The following is a 13706-nucleotide window of genomic DNA, read 5'->3' on the forward strand; positions in this document are numbered from 1 at the left end:
TCCTTCAGGCTCATGTGATTTCGCGCTATCTGTGGCAATCAAATTAATTTTACTTGGCTCCGAATGTCATGTTTTATTGATGGTAGAGCGCCAAGGATTGCGCCAGCATTATGCAAACAATTTTAGGGGACAAAAAAGTGAGCCATCATCTCGAAAATCAAAAGCTCTTCATTCCAGCATTGGGCGGCATTTATTCGTCGCTGCACACATTTGCCGAAACCTTGCTGCGTTTTGTCGCCGGCGCCGCATTGGTGACCCACGGCTACGGCAAGATACTCAACCCATTCGGCGCGAGCGGAATGGTCGAAGGCCTTGGCTTCTATCCGGGCACCTTCTGGTCGCCCTTGCTCTCCGCCACCGAATTCTTCGGCGGCATCCTTCTCGCCATAGGCCTTTTCACCCGCCCCGCGGCTTTCGCCACGATGATCGTCCTTCTCGTCACCGTATGGTTCCATTGGGGCGTGCAAGGCCAAGGCTATTCGGGCGCCGAAAAATCGATCCTGTGGTCGGCGATCATGCTTTTCTTCGTCATCCGCGGGGCAAACAGCCAGTCGGTGGATGCCAAGATCGGCAAGCAGTTTTAAGCTATTGGGCAGTGGGGTAATTCGTTTAGCGCCCTACTGCCTTTTCAAGCCGCTTTAGCCTGCTCATCGGCAACAACAGGCGTCAGCACACCCTCAAAAATATCGGCGCAATGCTCCCAGGTGAAATCCTTGAGCGCCGTATCGGGGTCGATTCGCCCCATCTTCAAGGCCTCACGGCAAGCTTCACCCAGATCCTCCGACAGAACACCCGCGCCCGTCGCGCCGACCACATCTTGTGAGCCGGGCACAGGATAGGCTGCGACCGGCAAACCGCTGGCAATCGCCTCGAGCAGCACCAGACCGAACGTATCCGTCCGGCTGGGAAAGACGAAGACATCCGACCCCGCGTAATATCGGGCAAGCTCCTTGCCCTCCTTCTTGCCCACAAACACGGCTTCAGGGAAGCGCGCCTTCAATTCCGCCAGACTCGGACCATCCCCCACCACGAGCTTCGTTCCCGGCAGATCGAGCGAGAGAAAAGCGGCAAGGTTCTTTTCCGGCGCGACACGCCCGACGCAGAGGAAAATCGGGTGCTTTAGCTTCAGGTCGACCCGTTTCGGCTTGAACAGAGCACGGTCCACCCCCCTCGTCCATACTTTCAGATGGGTGAAGCCACGGGCGGCAAGCTCGTCACGGATCGATGGCGTCGGCACGAGGGTACACGCGGCGGCATTATGAAAGCGCCGGAGAAAGCCATAAGTCAGCGAGAGCGGCACCACCGGAAAACGCTCGGAGAGATATTCCGGAAAGCGGGTGTGGAAGCTGGTGGTGAAGTGCCAGCCATTCCTGAGGCAGGCGCGGCGGGCCATGATGCCGAGCGGCCCTTCCGTGGCGATGTGCACATAGGCTGGCTGCAGCTTGGCGAGTACCGCGCGCACCGCGGCCGGATGCGTCAGCGCCAGCCGGATTTCCGGATAGGTAGGGCATGGGACCGAGCGATAATCGCTTGGCGAAACGATCGTCACCGCATAGCCCCGCGCGCTCATCAGGTCGCGCATATGCGTGAGCGTCCGAACCACGCCATTGACCTGTGGATGCCAGGCGTCCGTGACGATGACGAGGCGCGGCTTCATTAGAGCGGTTCCTTTTTTGATAGAACAGAAGAACCGCTCTATCTCTTTGTTTTGCCGCATGATCTTATCCGAAAAGTCTGCAACTTTTTGCTGACGCTGACCTTCGGTTCGGGATCATGCTCTAAGCCACATTCGCCGGTCTTGGCATGGCGCGCGCCGCCGGGCGATGATCCTGAAGCTCGATGACAGGCGCGAACCCGGCCTGCTCGCCGATGAGATGCGTCCATGAGATCAGCTCCATCGTTCCATCGAAATGCTCCGCCACCGCCGTGCAGCTTTCCACCCAGTCGCCGGTGTTGATATATTCGATCCCGTCGATCGTCTCGATGGTGGCGTGGTGGATATGCCCGCAGATGACGCCGTCTACCCCGGCGCGGCGCGCCTCCTCCGAGACGACATCCTGGAACGCGCCGATGAAATTGACCGCCTTCTTCACGCGGAACTTCGCCCATTGCGAAAACGACCAGTAGCGCAGGCCGAGCAGGCGGCGCACCTTGTTCATGACAGTGTTGAAGGCGATGGCCGCGTCATAGGCCCAGTCGCCCATATAGGCGATGAAGCGCGCATTGCGCACCACCACATCGAATTGGTCGCCGTGGATGACGAGGAACTTGCGGCCATTGGCCGCCTCGTGCACGGTGCGGTCCATCACCTCGATACCGCCGAAATGCGTGCCCTGGAAATCGCGCAGGAATTCGTCGTGATTGCCGGCGATATAGATGATGGTTGCGCCCTTGCGGCTCTTGCGCAAAAGCTTCTGCACCACATCATTGTGCTCCTGCGGCCAATGCCAGTTGCGCCGCAGCCGCCAGCCGTCAACGATATCGCCGACGAGATAGATGGTGTCGGCATCGTGGAAGCGCAGAAAATCGAGAAGGAAATCCGCCTTCGCGCCCCTCGACCCCAGATGCACATCCGAGATGAAAAGCGTACGGTATTTCTTCGCTTCGTCGTCTGTATTCTTGCCCATCGCCGGCTCCGTCCGTCGTGTGATGGTCCTATTTTCGAGACGACTAAAAGCCGATTCATGTCACAAACGTATGACGGCAATGATTTGCGCGGCCTCGATGGCCCCCACGGGCAAATGTTTACGACTTCAGTACCAACGTATCCCCGGCCGCCGAACTCCTTTTTTCCAAGGCGTAAGAGACGGCAAAAACACCCACTCCAAGCACCGACAAGGCCGCTCCGACATAGCCCGTGGCCGGATAACCGTAGCCATAGGTAATTACCAGACCGCCAAGCCAGGCTCCGAGGGCATTGGCGATATTGAAGGCCGAATGCATCGAGGCGGCGGCGAGCGTCTGGCCGTCCCGCGCCACATCCATAAGGCGGGTCTGGATAGCCGGGCCCGCCGCGAACGTGCAGCCGACGAGGAACACGGCAAGCGACAACAAAATGGGGTTTTCCGCGGTCAGGGCGAAGAAGGTCATGACGGCGACATTGAACAGCAGCATGCCGAATATCGTGCCCATCAGCGAACGATCGGCAAAGCGCGTGCCCACGAGATTGCCGGCATTCATGCCCAGACCGAACAGCGCCATGACGATCGGCACCGTTGCCACCGGCATCGCGGCCACTTCCGTCGCCGTTGCCGCGATATAGCTGAAGATCGAGAACATGCCGCCGAAGCCGGTCGCCGCCACGGCAAGGGTCAGCAGCACCTGCGGGTGGGTGAAGGCGGCAAGTTCGCGCAGGACCCCGGCGCGCTCATGAGTGGCGTCCCGTGGCAGATAGAGGAACAACAGGACGACGGTGAGGATGCCGACCCCGCCCACGGAGACGAACATCACGCGCCAGTCGAGAAGCTGTCCGAAGAGCGCCATCGCCGGCGTGCCGACAAGGGTCGCGACGGTCAAGCCCAGCATCACATAGCCGACGGCCCGTGCGCGCTTGTCGAACGGCACCAGCGAAGCGGCCACCAGCGCGGCGACGCCGAAATAGGCGCCGTGCGGCAAGCCGGTGACAAATCGCAAGATAATGAAGCTCGAGAAAGACGGGGCGGTGGCGCTGAGAAGATTACCGGCGGCGAAGAGGCCCATGAGGACGAGCAGCAACGTCCGCCGCGACCGCCCTGCCCCCATCATGGCGATGACGGGCGCGCCGACAACCACGCCGAGCGCATAGGCGCTGATGGCATGCCCCGCTTCCGGCACGCTGATCCCGAAGCCGCGCGCCACATCCGGCAGAAGGCCCATAATGGCGAATTCGCCCGTCCCGATTCCAAAACCGCCGCAAGCCAGCGCCAGAATGACAAGCGTGAGCTGAAAGGCGGTTAGTTGCGGCGGCGATTGTACGTCTAGGCTGGCGCTGGATGAACTGTTCACGGGATAGACCTGATTCAAAGCGGCGTGGATCCGATGGGATCGGATCGTGCGCGATAACGGCTGAGCGGGCGATTCCGCCTGGGTGGGCGGAACTCGCTATATACCCATTCGTCACCAGGCTGAAGCGTAGCCTGCGTTAATGAAGCGCGCGGGTTTGGATTTGCAAAACGCCTTCTTTGGCCTATGAAAGCCCATCATAAGGAGTGGATGCCATGGATCTGGGACTGAAAGGCCGAAAGGCCATCGTCTGCGCCTCGAGCAAAGGACTTGGCAAGGCCTGTGCCACGGCGCTCGCCGAAGCCGGATGCGATATCGTCGTCAATGGCCGCCATGTCGAGACGCTCGAAGCCACCGCGCAGGAACTCATGCGCGCCGGCGTCTCCGTCACCGCTGTTCTTGCCGATGTTTCCACCCCGGAAGGCCAGAAGGCCCTGCTCGCCGCCTGCCCGGAACCGGATATCCTGGTCAATAACAACGGCGGGCCGCCCTTCCGCGATTTCCGCGAGCTCGACCGCCAGGCGATTCTCGATGGCGTGACGCAGAACATGGTCACGCCGATCGAGTTGATCAAGGCAGTGCTGGATGGCATGGCCGCTCGTCGTTTCGGGCGCATCGTCAACATTACTTCAACCTCGGTCTACAAGCCGATCTCCGGCCTCGATCTTTCCTCTGGTGCGCGCGCAGGGCTCACCTCGTTCCTGGCTGGCGTCGCCCGGACGGTCGCCAAGGACAATGTGACGATCAACAATATCCTGCCCGGCATCTTCGATACGGACCGCATTCGCAGCGGCATCCGCTTCGGGGCGGAAAGGGCAGGAATAGAGCCGGAGAAGGAGACGGAAAGGCGCATGAGCGCAATTCCCGCCGGTCGCTTCGGCGCGCCGGAGGAATTCGGGCAGGCTTGCGCGTTTCTCTGCTCCGCCCAAGCCGGTTATATAACCGGCCAGAATCTCATCATCGATGGCGGCGCCTACAACAGCGCCTTTTGACCGGAAACAGTTCATCATGACCAAGACCATAAAACCCGCCTTTTCCGATTTTGATGAAGCCGCGCTGTTCTTTCACCGCTATCCCACGCCCGGAAAGCTGGAAATCCAGCCGACGAAGCCGCTCGGCAACCAGCGCGATCTGGCGCTCGCCTACTCGCCCGGCGTCGCCGCGCCCTGCCTCGCCATCCATGCTGACCCTTCGACGGTCGCCGACTACACCGTGCGCGGCAATCTCGTCGCCGTCGTCTCCAACGGCACTGCCGTGCTCGGCCTCGGCAATATCGGGCCGCTGGCCTCCAAGCCGGTGATGGAAGGCAAGGCGGTTCTATTCAAGAAATTCGCCGATATCGACGTGTTCGACATCGAGATCGATGCCAACGAGATCGACCGCATCGTCGAAGTGGTGGCCGCCCTGGAGCCCACCTTCGGCGGCATCAATCTGGAAGACATCAAGGCGCCGGAATGCTTCGAGGTGGAGGAGCAGCTGCGCGCCCGCATGGCGATCCCGGTGTTCCATGACGATCAGCACGGCACGGCCATCATCGTGGCGGCGGCGATCCTCAATGGGCTGGAACTGGCCGGCAAGGACATTGCCTCGGCCAAGATCGTCGCGTCCGGCGCCGGCGCGGCGGCGCTCGCCTGCCTCAATCTGCTGGTGACGCTCGGCGCTAGGCGCGAGAACATCTGGGTCTGCGATATCGAGGGCGTGGTCTATGAGGGCCGCACCGCGCTGATGGACCGCTGGAAATCGGTCTACGCGCAGAAAACCGATGCGCGGACGCTCGCCGATATCATCCCCGGCGCCGATGTTTTCCTCGGCCTTTCCGCCGCCGGCGTGCTGAAGCCTGAACTGCTGCAACAGATGGCCCCGCAGCCGCTCATCATGGCGCTCGCCAACCCGACGCCCGAGATCATGCCGGAAATGGCCCGCCGCGCCCGTCCCGACGCAATGATCTGCACCGGGCGCTCCGATTATCCCAATCAGGTCAACAACGTCCTCTGCTTCCCCTATATCTTCCGCGGCGCGCTCGATGTCGGCGCCACGGCAATCAACGAGGAAATGAAGATGGCCGCCGTCAAGGCCATCGCCGCGCTGGCCCGCGAGGAGCCGTCCGACGTCGCCGCGCGCGCCTATTCCGGCGAGACGCCGACCTTCGGTCCTGATTATCTCATCCCCTCGCCTTTCGACCAGCGGCTTATCCTGCGCATCGCGCCCGCTGTTGCCAGGGCCGCGATGGAAACCGGCGTCGCCATGCGGCCCATCGAGGATATGGAAGCCTATCTCGACCGGCTGAACCGCTTCGTCTTCCGCTCAGGCCTCGTCATGAAGCCCGTCTTCACCGCCGCACGTAGCGCGGAGAAGAAGCGCGTCATCTATGCCGATGGCGAAGACGAGCGCGTGCTCCGTGCCGCCCAGGTGGTGCTTGAGGAAGGCATCGCCATTCCGACACTGATCGGCCGCCCGCAAGTGGTTGAAACCCGGCTCAAGCGCTACGGCCTGAAAATCCGCGCCGGCGAGGATTTCGAACTTATCAATCCCGAGGATGACCGGCGCTATCGCGATTATGTCGACCTTTACCTGAAATTCGCCGGGCGGCATGGCGTGACGCCCGATACCGCGCGAACGATCGTGCGTACCAATTCAACCGCCATCGCCGCGCTCGCCGTCATGCGCGACGAGGCCGACGCCATGATCTGCGGGCTGCAGGGCCGCTTCGAGCGTCATCTGCGCCTGGTGGGCCAGATCATCGGCAAAGCGCCGGGCTTGCGCGATTTCTCGGCGCTCAGCCTCCTCATATCGCAGCGCGGCACGCTCTTCATGACCGATACCTATGTCAGCGTCGATCCGGACGCAGAGGATATCGCCGAGATGACGCTCCTCGCCGCCAATGAAATCCGCCGCTTCGGCATCGAGCCGAAGGCCGCGCTGCTTTCGCATTCCAATTTCGGCTCCAAGGATTCCGAAAGCGCCGAAAAGATGCGCCGCGCCACCGCCATCCTTGGCGATCGCGATCCAGGCCTCGAGGTCGATGGCGAGATGCATGGCGACGCGGCGCTGAGCCAAGCATTGCGCGACCGCGCCTTCCCCGCCTCACGATTGAAAGGAGAGGCCAATCTCCTTGTGTTCCCCAATCTCGACGCGGCCAACATCACGCTGACTGTGGTGAAAAGCGTCACCGACGCGCTGCATGTCGGCCCGATCCTGCTCGGCGCGGCAAGGCCGGCCCATATTCTCACGCCATCGGTTACCTCGCGCGGCATCGTCAATATGACGGCGCTGGCAGTGGTGGAGGCTTCGCAGAAATTGGGTGCTTGAGCGTTCCATGGCCCTCTGGCCTTCCTAGGAAGGCCAGAGGGAGTAAATATTACATTGAATTAATCTTACTGCATATAATAGCCATTACTCCGGTAGATTCTGTCGTTACATAGGCATTTCCGTATTCGTCAAATGCCGTGCAAAGAGCAAGGGATGGTACGGGGATAGTACCTCGTGTTTTATTATACGCTGTATCAATGTTGTGGAGGTATCACAGCGGCTGGAGGCTTGAGTTTATAAGCGTCGGCAAAAACGCTACTCATTATCGGACTTGGCACCGAGAATGACGACCAGAAAGCTCTCAGCCGCAAATAATTATAAATACTTCATTCAATATTATTCAGAAATACTTAACGAAAAAACTTGAAATTAACCAATTGTTAACCGTTTAAATTTACGCTTTACTATGTCGATATTGCTTAGGCAGGGTGGCGGATATGATGACCAGATTTTTACTCTTGATTGCGGTGGCTTTTCTGGGCATCGGCTCCGTTGCCGCATCGACACGAGAAGGCGCGGCGGCCTCCGCCATATGCTCCAAATTGCATCGGCAATTGGCTTCCCTCTCCAGCAACCGCAGCCGCTCCGTTTCCCGCGCCCCGGAGGTCAGGCAGTTGCAGGGCGAGCTGGCCACCGCGCGGGCATGGGCGCGGCAGGAAAATTGCCTCCGCGGGCTGTTCCGGCGCCCCTCCTATTCGCCGCAATGCATGAGTCTCAACAACGATATCGCGCGGCTCCAGGCCGAAATCGCCCAGGCGAAGCAGGCGGCGCGATATAGCCCTGCCGGATCGCCGGCAGAGCGACGGCAGGTGCTTGCGGCGCTCGCGAACTATGATTGCGATGCAACCCCGCAGCGCTCCGTCGGACTCTTCACCCGGCTTTTCAACCAAAGGCAAGCCAGGGAAGAGGCCTCCTACTCCGATACGGCCTATGCGCCGGTCACGCGGCAAAGAAGCAACGCCGCTATCCGCCTGAAAAAGGAACGTGAGCAAGAGCGCATCCGCTCGCAAACGAGAGCACGGATTGATCGTGAGCGTGAACGGGAGAGAGATCGGCTGGTTGAGCGCGAGCGCGACAGAAACCGCGAAAGAGACAGAGAGCGGGTGGTGGAGCGCGACGCCGAGCCCGTGAGCCGGCGCATTGAAAAGATTGCCGCGATCAGTGAGAGCGTGTCGCCCCTCAAGAACTTGAACGTCAAAGGTGGCCTGCGCACCCTCTGCGTACGCACCTGCGACGGCTATTATTTCCCCATATCCTTTTCAACGGACCGCAAATTCTTCGCTCGTGACGAGAGTTCCTGCTCCGCCATGTGTCCGGGCACCGAGACAAAACTCTACTATCACAATGTGAGGGACGAGGATTCGGAAGATATGCTATCCGCCGCTACCAATACCCCCTATGCGGATCTGCCGACGGCGTTCAATTATCGCAAGCTGAAGGCGACCCCGGGCTGCAGCTGCCAGGCCGCCGCGCCGCAGAGCCAGCCCGTCGCGGGGACGAATAAATTCACCCCGATCCCGAATGGTAGTAGTGCTATGCCTAGCGAAACACGCGAAAAGGACGATGCGGCCTCCGCCAAGACGTCCGTCTTCATCGGCATCCCACGCCGGCGGCCTGATCCCGCCGCCGATCCGGAAACGATGCTCAACACCGAGGGCGGCCTCAACCGGGACGATCTGATAAGGCTGACGGACAAGGATGCCGCCATGGCCAACTCCGCAGGGGCGAAGGTCAGGGTCGTCGGGCCAAAATTCTTTCCCGACCAGCAAGAGGCAAAAGGTCTGCGAGTTCCGGGCCCGAATGAAGCCCGGTAAGCGCGAGACGGAGCGGCATGAACAGCGCCTTGCCCTTGCGTCCCGTCGCTTCCTTCACGGCGTCGGTCCAGATTTTCCAGGTCTCGCGATCCCACGGCTCCGGCGGCAGGAGATCGAAAGCCTGCCGCACGAAGGTGAGATCTTCCGGGGTAAGGTCCGGTGCCGATTGAGCGCCCTCGTTGACGATCCGCCACCATGCCGCTGCGTCGTTGACATGGGTGAGATTGCCGCGCACGGCGAGCCAGAACGCCTCTGCTTTCTCCCCCTCTATGCCAAGCGCCGCAAGACGATCCCTCACCGCCTCGAAAGGCAGCGCATGGATGAGCGCGCGGTTGAGCGTATCGAGCTCGGCCGGATCGAATTTCGCCGATGATTTTGATGTCGCCGCCGGGTCGAAATGCGTGGCCAAGGCTGCCATGTCAGGCGCGGCGATGACATTCTCCGAAGTGCCGATCAGCACCGCCAGCGAGGCGATCGCCATCGGCTCGTAGCCGGCTTCGCGTAAGGAGCCGACCGAAAGCGCGCCGCTGCGCTTGGAAAGCCCCTCGCCCGAGATCGTCGTCAGCAGATTATGATGTCCGAACGCCGGCGGCTCCGCGCCCAGCGCCCGGAACAACGCGATCTGCGCGCCGGTATTGGTGACATGGTCGTCGCCGCGAATGATATGCGTGACGCTTAAGTCAATATCGTCGGCGACGGACGGCAGCGTATAAAGATACGTCCCGTCCTCGCGCACCAGCACGGGATCGGACATCGATGCGAGATCGACAGTCTGCGGCCCGCGCACCAGATCGTCCCAATGCACCTCGGTGCGCTCAGGCGAGAATGGATCGTCCTTGAAATTAGGCAACAGAAACCGCCAATGCGGCTTGCGCCCTTCCGCCTCGAGCGCCGCCCGGTCTGCATCTGTCAGCTTCAGCGCCTCGCGCCCATAGACCGGCGGCAACCGCCGCGTCAGCCGCAGCTTGCGCCGGCGCTCCAACTCCTCCGCCGTCTCGTAAGCCGGATAAAGCAGCCCGGCCCGCTTTAGCTTTTCCACCGCCGCATCATAGATGGCGAACCGCTTGGACTGTTGTTCCACCCGGTCAGGCTTTACGCCCAACCAGTCGAGATCGGTGGCAATCGCCTCGGCATATTCGGCTTTCGAGCGCTCGACATCCGTATCGTCGAAACGCAGGATGAACCGCCCGTCATTCTTCAATGCAAACAACCAGTTGAACAAGGCAGTTCGCGTATTGCCGATATGGATATAGCCCGTCGGAGACGGGGCGAAACGCACGGTGACGGTCATTGGTATTCCTGGACTATGCTCGATCTCTAAATCGATTGGTGATGGGATAACGGCGATCCCGCCCGAAATTCTTCTTGGTGATCTTCACACCCGGCGCCGATTGCCGGCGCTTGTATTCGGCGAGATAAAGCAAGTGCTCGATGCGGCGCACCAGAGCGGGCTCATGTCCACGCGCCGCGATCTCATTGACGCCCATCTCGTTCTCCACCAGGCATTCGAGAATATCGTCCAGCACGGGATAAGGCGGCAGCGAATCCTGGTCCGTCTGGTTCTCCCGCAATTCCGCCGATGGCGCCTTGTCGATGATGTTCTGCGGAATGACCACGCCGGAGGGGCCAAGCGCCATCGGCGGCACATGGCTGTTGCGCCAGGCTGCAAGCGCATAAACCTGCATTTTATAGAGATCCTTGATCGGGTTGAAGCCGCCGTTCATGTCGCCATAAAGCGTGGCGTAGCCCACCGACATTTCGGATTTGTTGCCCGTGGTCACAACCATGGAGCCGAACTTGTTGGAGATCGCCATCAGCAGCGTTCCGCGCGCGCGGCTTTGCAAATTCTCTTCGGTCGTATCCTCGCTCAATCCCTCGAACAGAGGCGCGAGCGCATGCCTGAAGCCTTCCACCGGCTCATGGATCGGCACGATATCATAGCGGCAGCCCAGCGCGCGGGCACAATCCTCCGCGTCTTTAAGCGAATCCTTGGACGTATAGCGGTACGGCATCATCACGGCGCGCACCCGCTCCTCACCCAGCGCATCCACGGCCAGCGCCGCGCACAGCGCCGAATCGATGCCGCCGGAAAGGCCAAGAACGACATTTTTAAAGCCGTTCTTGTTCACATAGTCGCGCAGGCCCAGCATGCAGGCGTGATAATCGGCTTCTTCCGTTTCGGGAATTCTCGCCATCGGCCCATCGAAGCAGACCCAGCCATCGGGCTCCCGCTTCCAAGGAATAGCGGCCAGTTGCGCCTCGAACTCGGACATCTGGAAGGCGAGCGACTTGTCGGCATTGATGCCGAAGGAAGCGCCGTCGAAGATCAGCTCGTCTTGCCCGCCCACCTGATTGGCGAAGATGAGCGGCAGGCCCGTTTCGATCACCTGGCGTATCGCCACTTGGTGGCGCACATCCACCTTGCCACGATAATAGGGCGAACCGTTGGGCACGAGCAGGATTTCCGCGCCGCTTTCGCAGAGCGTCTCGCAGACGCCGAGATCGCCCCAGATATCTTCGCAGATCGGAATTCCGAGCCGCACCCCGCGGAAATTCACCGGTCCCAGCATCGGGCCCGCCACGAAAACCCGCTTTTCGTCGAACTCGCCATAATTCGGCAAATCCTGCTTGAAGCGTTCGGCAATCACCTCGCCGCCATCGAGCACCATCACCGAATTATGCAGCCCCGTATCGCGCTTCAGCGGCGTACCGATGATGACGCCCGGTCCGCCATCGGCTGTATCGGCCGCGAATTCGCGCACTGCCTTCTCGCAAGCCGCAGTGAATGATGGCCTCAGCACCAGATCTTCCGGCGGATAGCCGGAGATGAAAAGCTCGGTGAAGAGGACGACATCCGCCCCCTGCCGCGCCGCATCGGCGCGCGCCTCCCGCGCTTTGGCGAGATTGGCGTCTACGTCACCCAGCACGGGATTGAGCTGGGCTATCGCAATGCGCAGAGTGTCGGGTGCGAATGTCTTTTTGGTCATGGGCAAGCTTTACCGTGCGGGTTGAAGAGTCGCAATCCAAGCTTATTGATATATAGCGATGAATAGCGCGTAACCCCACACCCCGGCTGCCAGAATGATGGAGATCAACACCGCGAGCGAGCCGCAATCCTTGGCGATCTGGATATCCCTGTGAAATTCGCGCGAGAGGGCGTTGCAGGCCGCCTCGATGCCGGTGTTGAGCACCTCGATCATGATCAGAAACAGGATCGCCCCGATCATGGCCAGGAACATCGGCGCGTTCGGCGCGAGATAGAGCGCGACGGGTATCGAGACGACGAACAGCGCCAGCTCCTGCTGCACCGCCTTTTCATGCCGCGCCAGCCACTTGAGCGCCCGCATCGAGTTAATGAACGCCAGCCAGATGCGCTCCATGAACGATTCCCCCGAAAGACTAGGGGATAAGCTAGATCAAGACGTGGCTGGATTGAAGCCTGTCTTGCCGACGCAAATAGACGATTTGGACCGTCAAGCCGACGATGAGAATGACAAGGAGACTGGCCAGCGCCCCGAGAAGAAGCGGCGATTTCGGATCTGTAACAAAGGGGTGGCCATCCGGGACCCGGCGCAGGGTTTCGCTAACGGTCGGCACCATCAGCAAAAACGCCGTCAGGCTGAGGAAAATGGTTTCGAGATATTTGCCCGCACGCCCAAAGAAAGAAATACGGCCGACACCATACCCCGCAAGTAGCAGCAGGATCGTTGCCGCGCCGATGCCGTAGCTCACCGGCTGATGCGCGACGAGGAACACTGTGACCGCGCCGATCAGCATCGAGACGAAATAGACGGCGCCGGGCGTTGACCGGGGCACGATCCGCCCGTGGCGAGCGAACATATAGATAGCCAGCGGAATGGCGGGCAAGCTGCCGAGCGTATGCACCCAGCCGATCGGTGAAATCCCAAACATTTCAGTCTCCTTTGACATCTTCCAACCAGTAGGTAGTTTTAAAAGGCAAATCTCGCAGCCGCCTTCCCATCGCAGCGTTCATCAGGCGGAGCGCGGAGCCAGCCGCTCCAGAAGCGGTGCTGTCACAAGGGCAAAAATCTTCGGATCGCCATAGGCCCGCGCCGAAAGCATCGCGCCATGAACCGTTGCCATGAATGCTTCAGCCTCGGCACGAGGGGTACCCGTCAGTTGAAGTCGCCCCTCACCCGCGCCGCGCTCCAATACCGATGTCAGCCACTGCGACAGGCAGCGGAAATGCGCCCGCACCTCCAGGGCAACCTCCTCGGGCAGAACAGGCAGTTGGCCTGCCAACAGCGCACAGACACAAAACGGAGCACTGGCGTCCGCGATGCACACTTCCCAATACCCAACGTAGGATCGAAGCTGCTCGAGCGGATCGGATACCTGAAGCTCGAGCCCCGCCATCCCCGCTTCAGCCTCCTCCCGATACCGCGCAACGAGCGTTCGGACCAGATCGACCTTGCTTGGGAAATGATGGTGGATGCTCGCCTTGCGAATCCCGACCACATCCGCGATGTCGGCATAGCTGAAACCGTTGTACCCGCCAGCGACGATCAGAGAACGCGCGCACGTCAGAATGGCATCGGAGGTGGTCGATAAATTGCCCATGCACTTTACCTACCTTCTAGT

12 protein-coding genes are annotated in these 13706 nt (G+C 60.6%); 4 read left to right on the plus strand and 8 right to left on the minus strand.

What is annotated here, in order from left to right; genetic code table 11:
* The first annotated feature begins 137 nt into the window (after positions 1 to 137).
* Positions 138 to 584, plus strand: coding sequence for a DoxX family protein (locus tag C7477_RS01810; RefSeq protein ID WP_245411688.1), 447 nt, complete (start codon positions 138 to 140; stop codon positions 582 to 584).
* 44 nt (positions 585 to 628) lie between these two features.
* On the opposite strand, the gene C7477_RS01815 is transcribed toward C7477_RS01810, so the two are convergent.
* The 3 genes from C7477_RS01815 to C7477_RS01825 form a co-directional block, all read right to left on the minus strand.
* Positions 629 to 1657 (minus strand): glycosyltransferase family 4 protein, encoded by a 1029-nt coding sequence (locus tag C7477_RS01815; RefSeq protein WP_110748301.1) that lies wholly within the window; start codon positions 1655 to 1657, stop codon positions 629 to 631.
* A 121-nt stretch (positions 1658 to 1778) separates the two neighbouring features.
* On the minus strand, positions 1779 to 2627 hold the full coding sequence (locus C7477_RS01820) for a UDP-2,3-diacylglucosamine diphosphatase (protein WP_110748303.1): 849 nt from the start codon (positions 2625 to 2627) through the stop codon (positions 1779 to 1781).
* 118 nt (positions 2628 to 2745) lie between these two features.
* Positions 2746 to 3984, minus strand: coding sequence for an MFS transporter (locus C7477_RS01825; protein WP_245411689.1), 1239 nt, complete (start codon positions 3982 to 3984; stop codon positions 2746 to 2748).
* 212 nt (positions 3985 to 4196) lie between these two features.
* On the opposite strand from C7477_RS01825, the gene C7477_RS01830 reads away from it, so the two are divergent.
* From C7477_RS01830 to C7477_RS01840, 3 genes are all read left to right on the plus strand, one after another.
* A complete protein-coding gene (locus C7477_RS01830) occupies positions 4197 to 4973 on the plus strand; it encodes an SDR family oxidoreductase (RefSeq protein WP_110748309.1) in 777 nt (258 codons plus the stop codon).
* A gap of 16 nt (positions 4974 to 4989) precedes the next feature.
* Positions 4990 to 7290 (plus strand): NADP-dependent malic enzyme, encoded by a 2301-nt coding sequence (locus C7477_RS01835; protein WP_110748312.1) that lies wholly within the window; start codon positions 4990 to 4992, stop codon positions 7288 to 7290.
* 437 nt (positions 7291 to 7727) lie between these two features.
* Positions 7728 to 9104: a DUF2865 domain-containing protein gene (locus tag C7477_RS01840; protein ID WP_110748315.1), complete on the plus strand. Its 1377-nt coding sequence runs from the start codon at positions 7728 to 7730 to the stop codon at positions 9102 to 9104.
* Here C7477_RS01840 and gltX read toward each other — a convergent pair.
* From gltX to C7477_RS01865, 5 genes are all read right to left on the minus strand, one after another.
* Positions 9022 to 10395 (minus strand): glutamate--tRNA ligase, encoded by a 1374-nt coding sequence (gene gltX, locus C7477_RS01845; RefSeq protein ID WP_110748318.1) that lies wholly within the window; start codon positions 10393 to 10395, stop codon positions 9022 to 9024. The two genes, C7477_RS01840 and gltX, sit on opposite strands and share 83 nt — an antisense overlap.
* Before the next feature lie 13 nt (positions 10396 to 10408).
* Complete coding sequence (locus tag C7477_RS01850) at positions 10409 to 12091, minus strand: NAD+ synthase (protein WP_110748321.1); 1683 nt, start codon at positions 12089 to 12091, stop codon at positions 10409 to 10411.
* Between the two features lie 42 nt (positions 12092 to 12133).
* The gene (locus C7477_RS01855; RefSeq protein WP_110748323.1) at positions 12134 to 12484 is read right to left on the minus strand and encodes a diacylglycerol kinase; all 351 of its coding nucleotides are present in this window, start codon (positions 12482 to 12484) and stop codon (positions 12134 to 12136) included.
* A gap of 31 nt (positions 12485 to 12515) precedes the next feature.
* Positions 12516 to 13016 (minus strand): hypothetical protein, encoded by a 501-nt coding sequence (locus tag C7477_RS01860; RefSeq protein ID WP_110748326.1) that lies wholly within the window; start codon positions 13014 to 13016, stop codon positions 12516 to 12518.
* Between the two features lie 81 nt (positions 13017 to 13097).
* Complete coding sequence (locus C7477_RS01865; protein WP_110748329.1) at positions 13098 to 13685, minus strand: TetR/AcrR family transcriptional regulator; 588 nt, start codon at positions 13683 to 13685, stop codon at positions 13098 to 13100.
* Positions 13686 to 13706 lie beyond the last annotated feature (21 nt).

It is taken from the genome of Paramesorhizobium leguminum, from assembly GCF_003217235.1.
In the GTDB taxonomy this organism is placed as follows: domain Bacteria; phylum Pseudomonadota; class Alphaproteobacteria; order Rhizobiales; family Rhizobiaceae; genus Paramesorhizobium; species Paramesorhizobium leguminum.

Coding starts and splice junctions, on each gene's coding strand:
- C7477_RS01815 (WP_110748301.1), bottom strand. CDS start 1,657: ATGAAGCCGCGCCTCGTCATCGTCACGGACGCCTGGCATCCACAGGTC.
- C7477_RS01820 (WP_110748303.1), bottom strand. CDS start 2,627: ATGGGCAAGAATACAGACGACGAAGCGAAGAAATACCGTACGCTTTTC.
- C7477_RS01830 (WP_110748309.1), top strand. CDS start 4,197: ATGGATCTGGGACTGAAAGGCCGAAAGGCCATCGTCTGCGCCTCGAGC.
- C7477_RS01835 (WP_110748312.1), top strand. CDS start 4,990: ATGACCAAGACCATAAAACCCGCCTTTTCCGATTTTGATGAAGCCGCG.
- C7477_RS01840 (WP_110748315.1), top strand. CDS start 7,728: ATGATGACCAGATTTTTACTCTTGATTGCGGTGGCTTTTCTGGGCATC.
- gltX (WP_110748318.1), bottom strand. CDS start 10,395: ATGACCGTCACCGTGCGTTTCGCCCCGTCTCCGACGGGCTATATCCAT.
- C7477_RS01850 (WP_110748321.1), bottom strand. CDS start 12,091: ATGACCAAAAAGACATTCGCACCCGACACTCTGCGCATTGCGATAGCC.
- C7477_RS01855 (WP_110748323.1), bottom strand. CDS start 12,484: ATGGAGCGCATCTGGCTGGCGTTCATTAACTCGATGCGGGCGCTCAAG.
- C7477_RS01860 (WP_110748326.1), bottom strand. CDS start 13,016: ATGTTTGGGATTTCACCGATCGGCTGGGTGCATACGCTCGGCAGCTTG.
- C7477_RS01865 (WP_110748329.1), bottom strand. CDS start 13,685: ATGGGCAATTTATCGACCACCTCCGATGCCATTCTGACGTGCGCGCGT.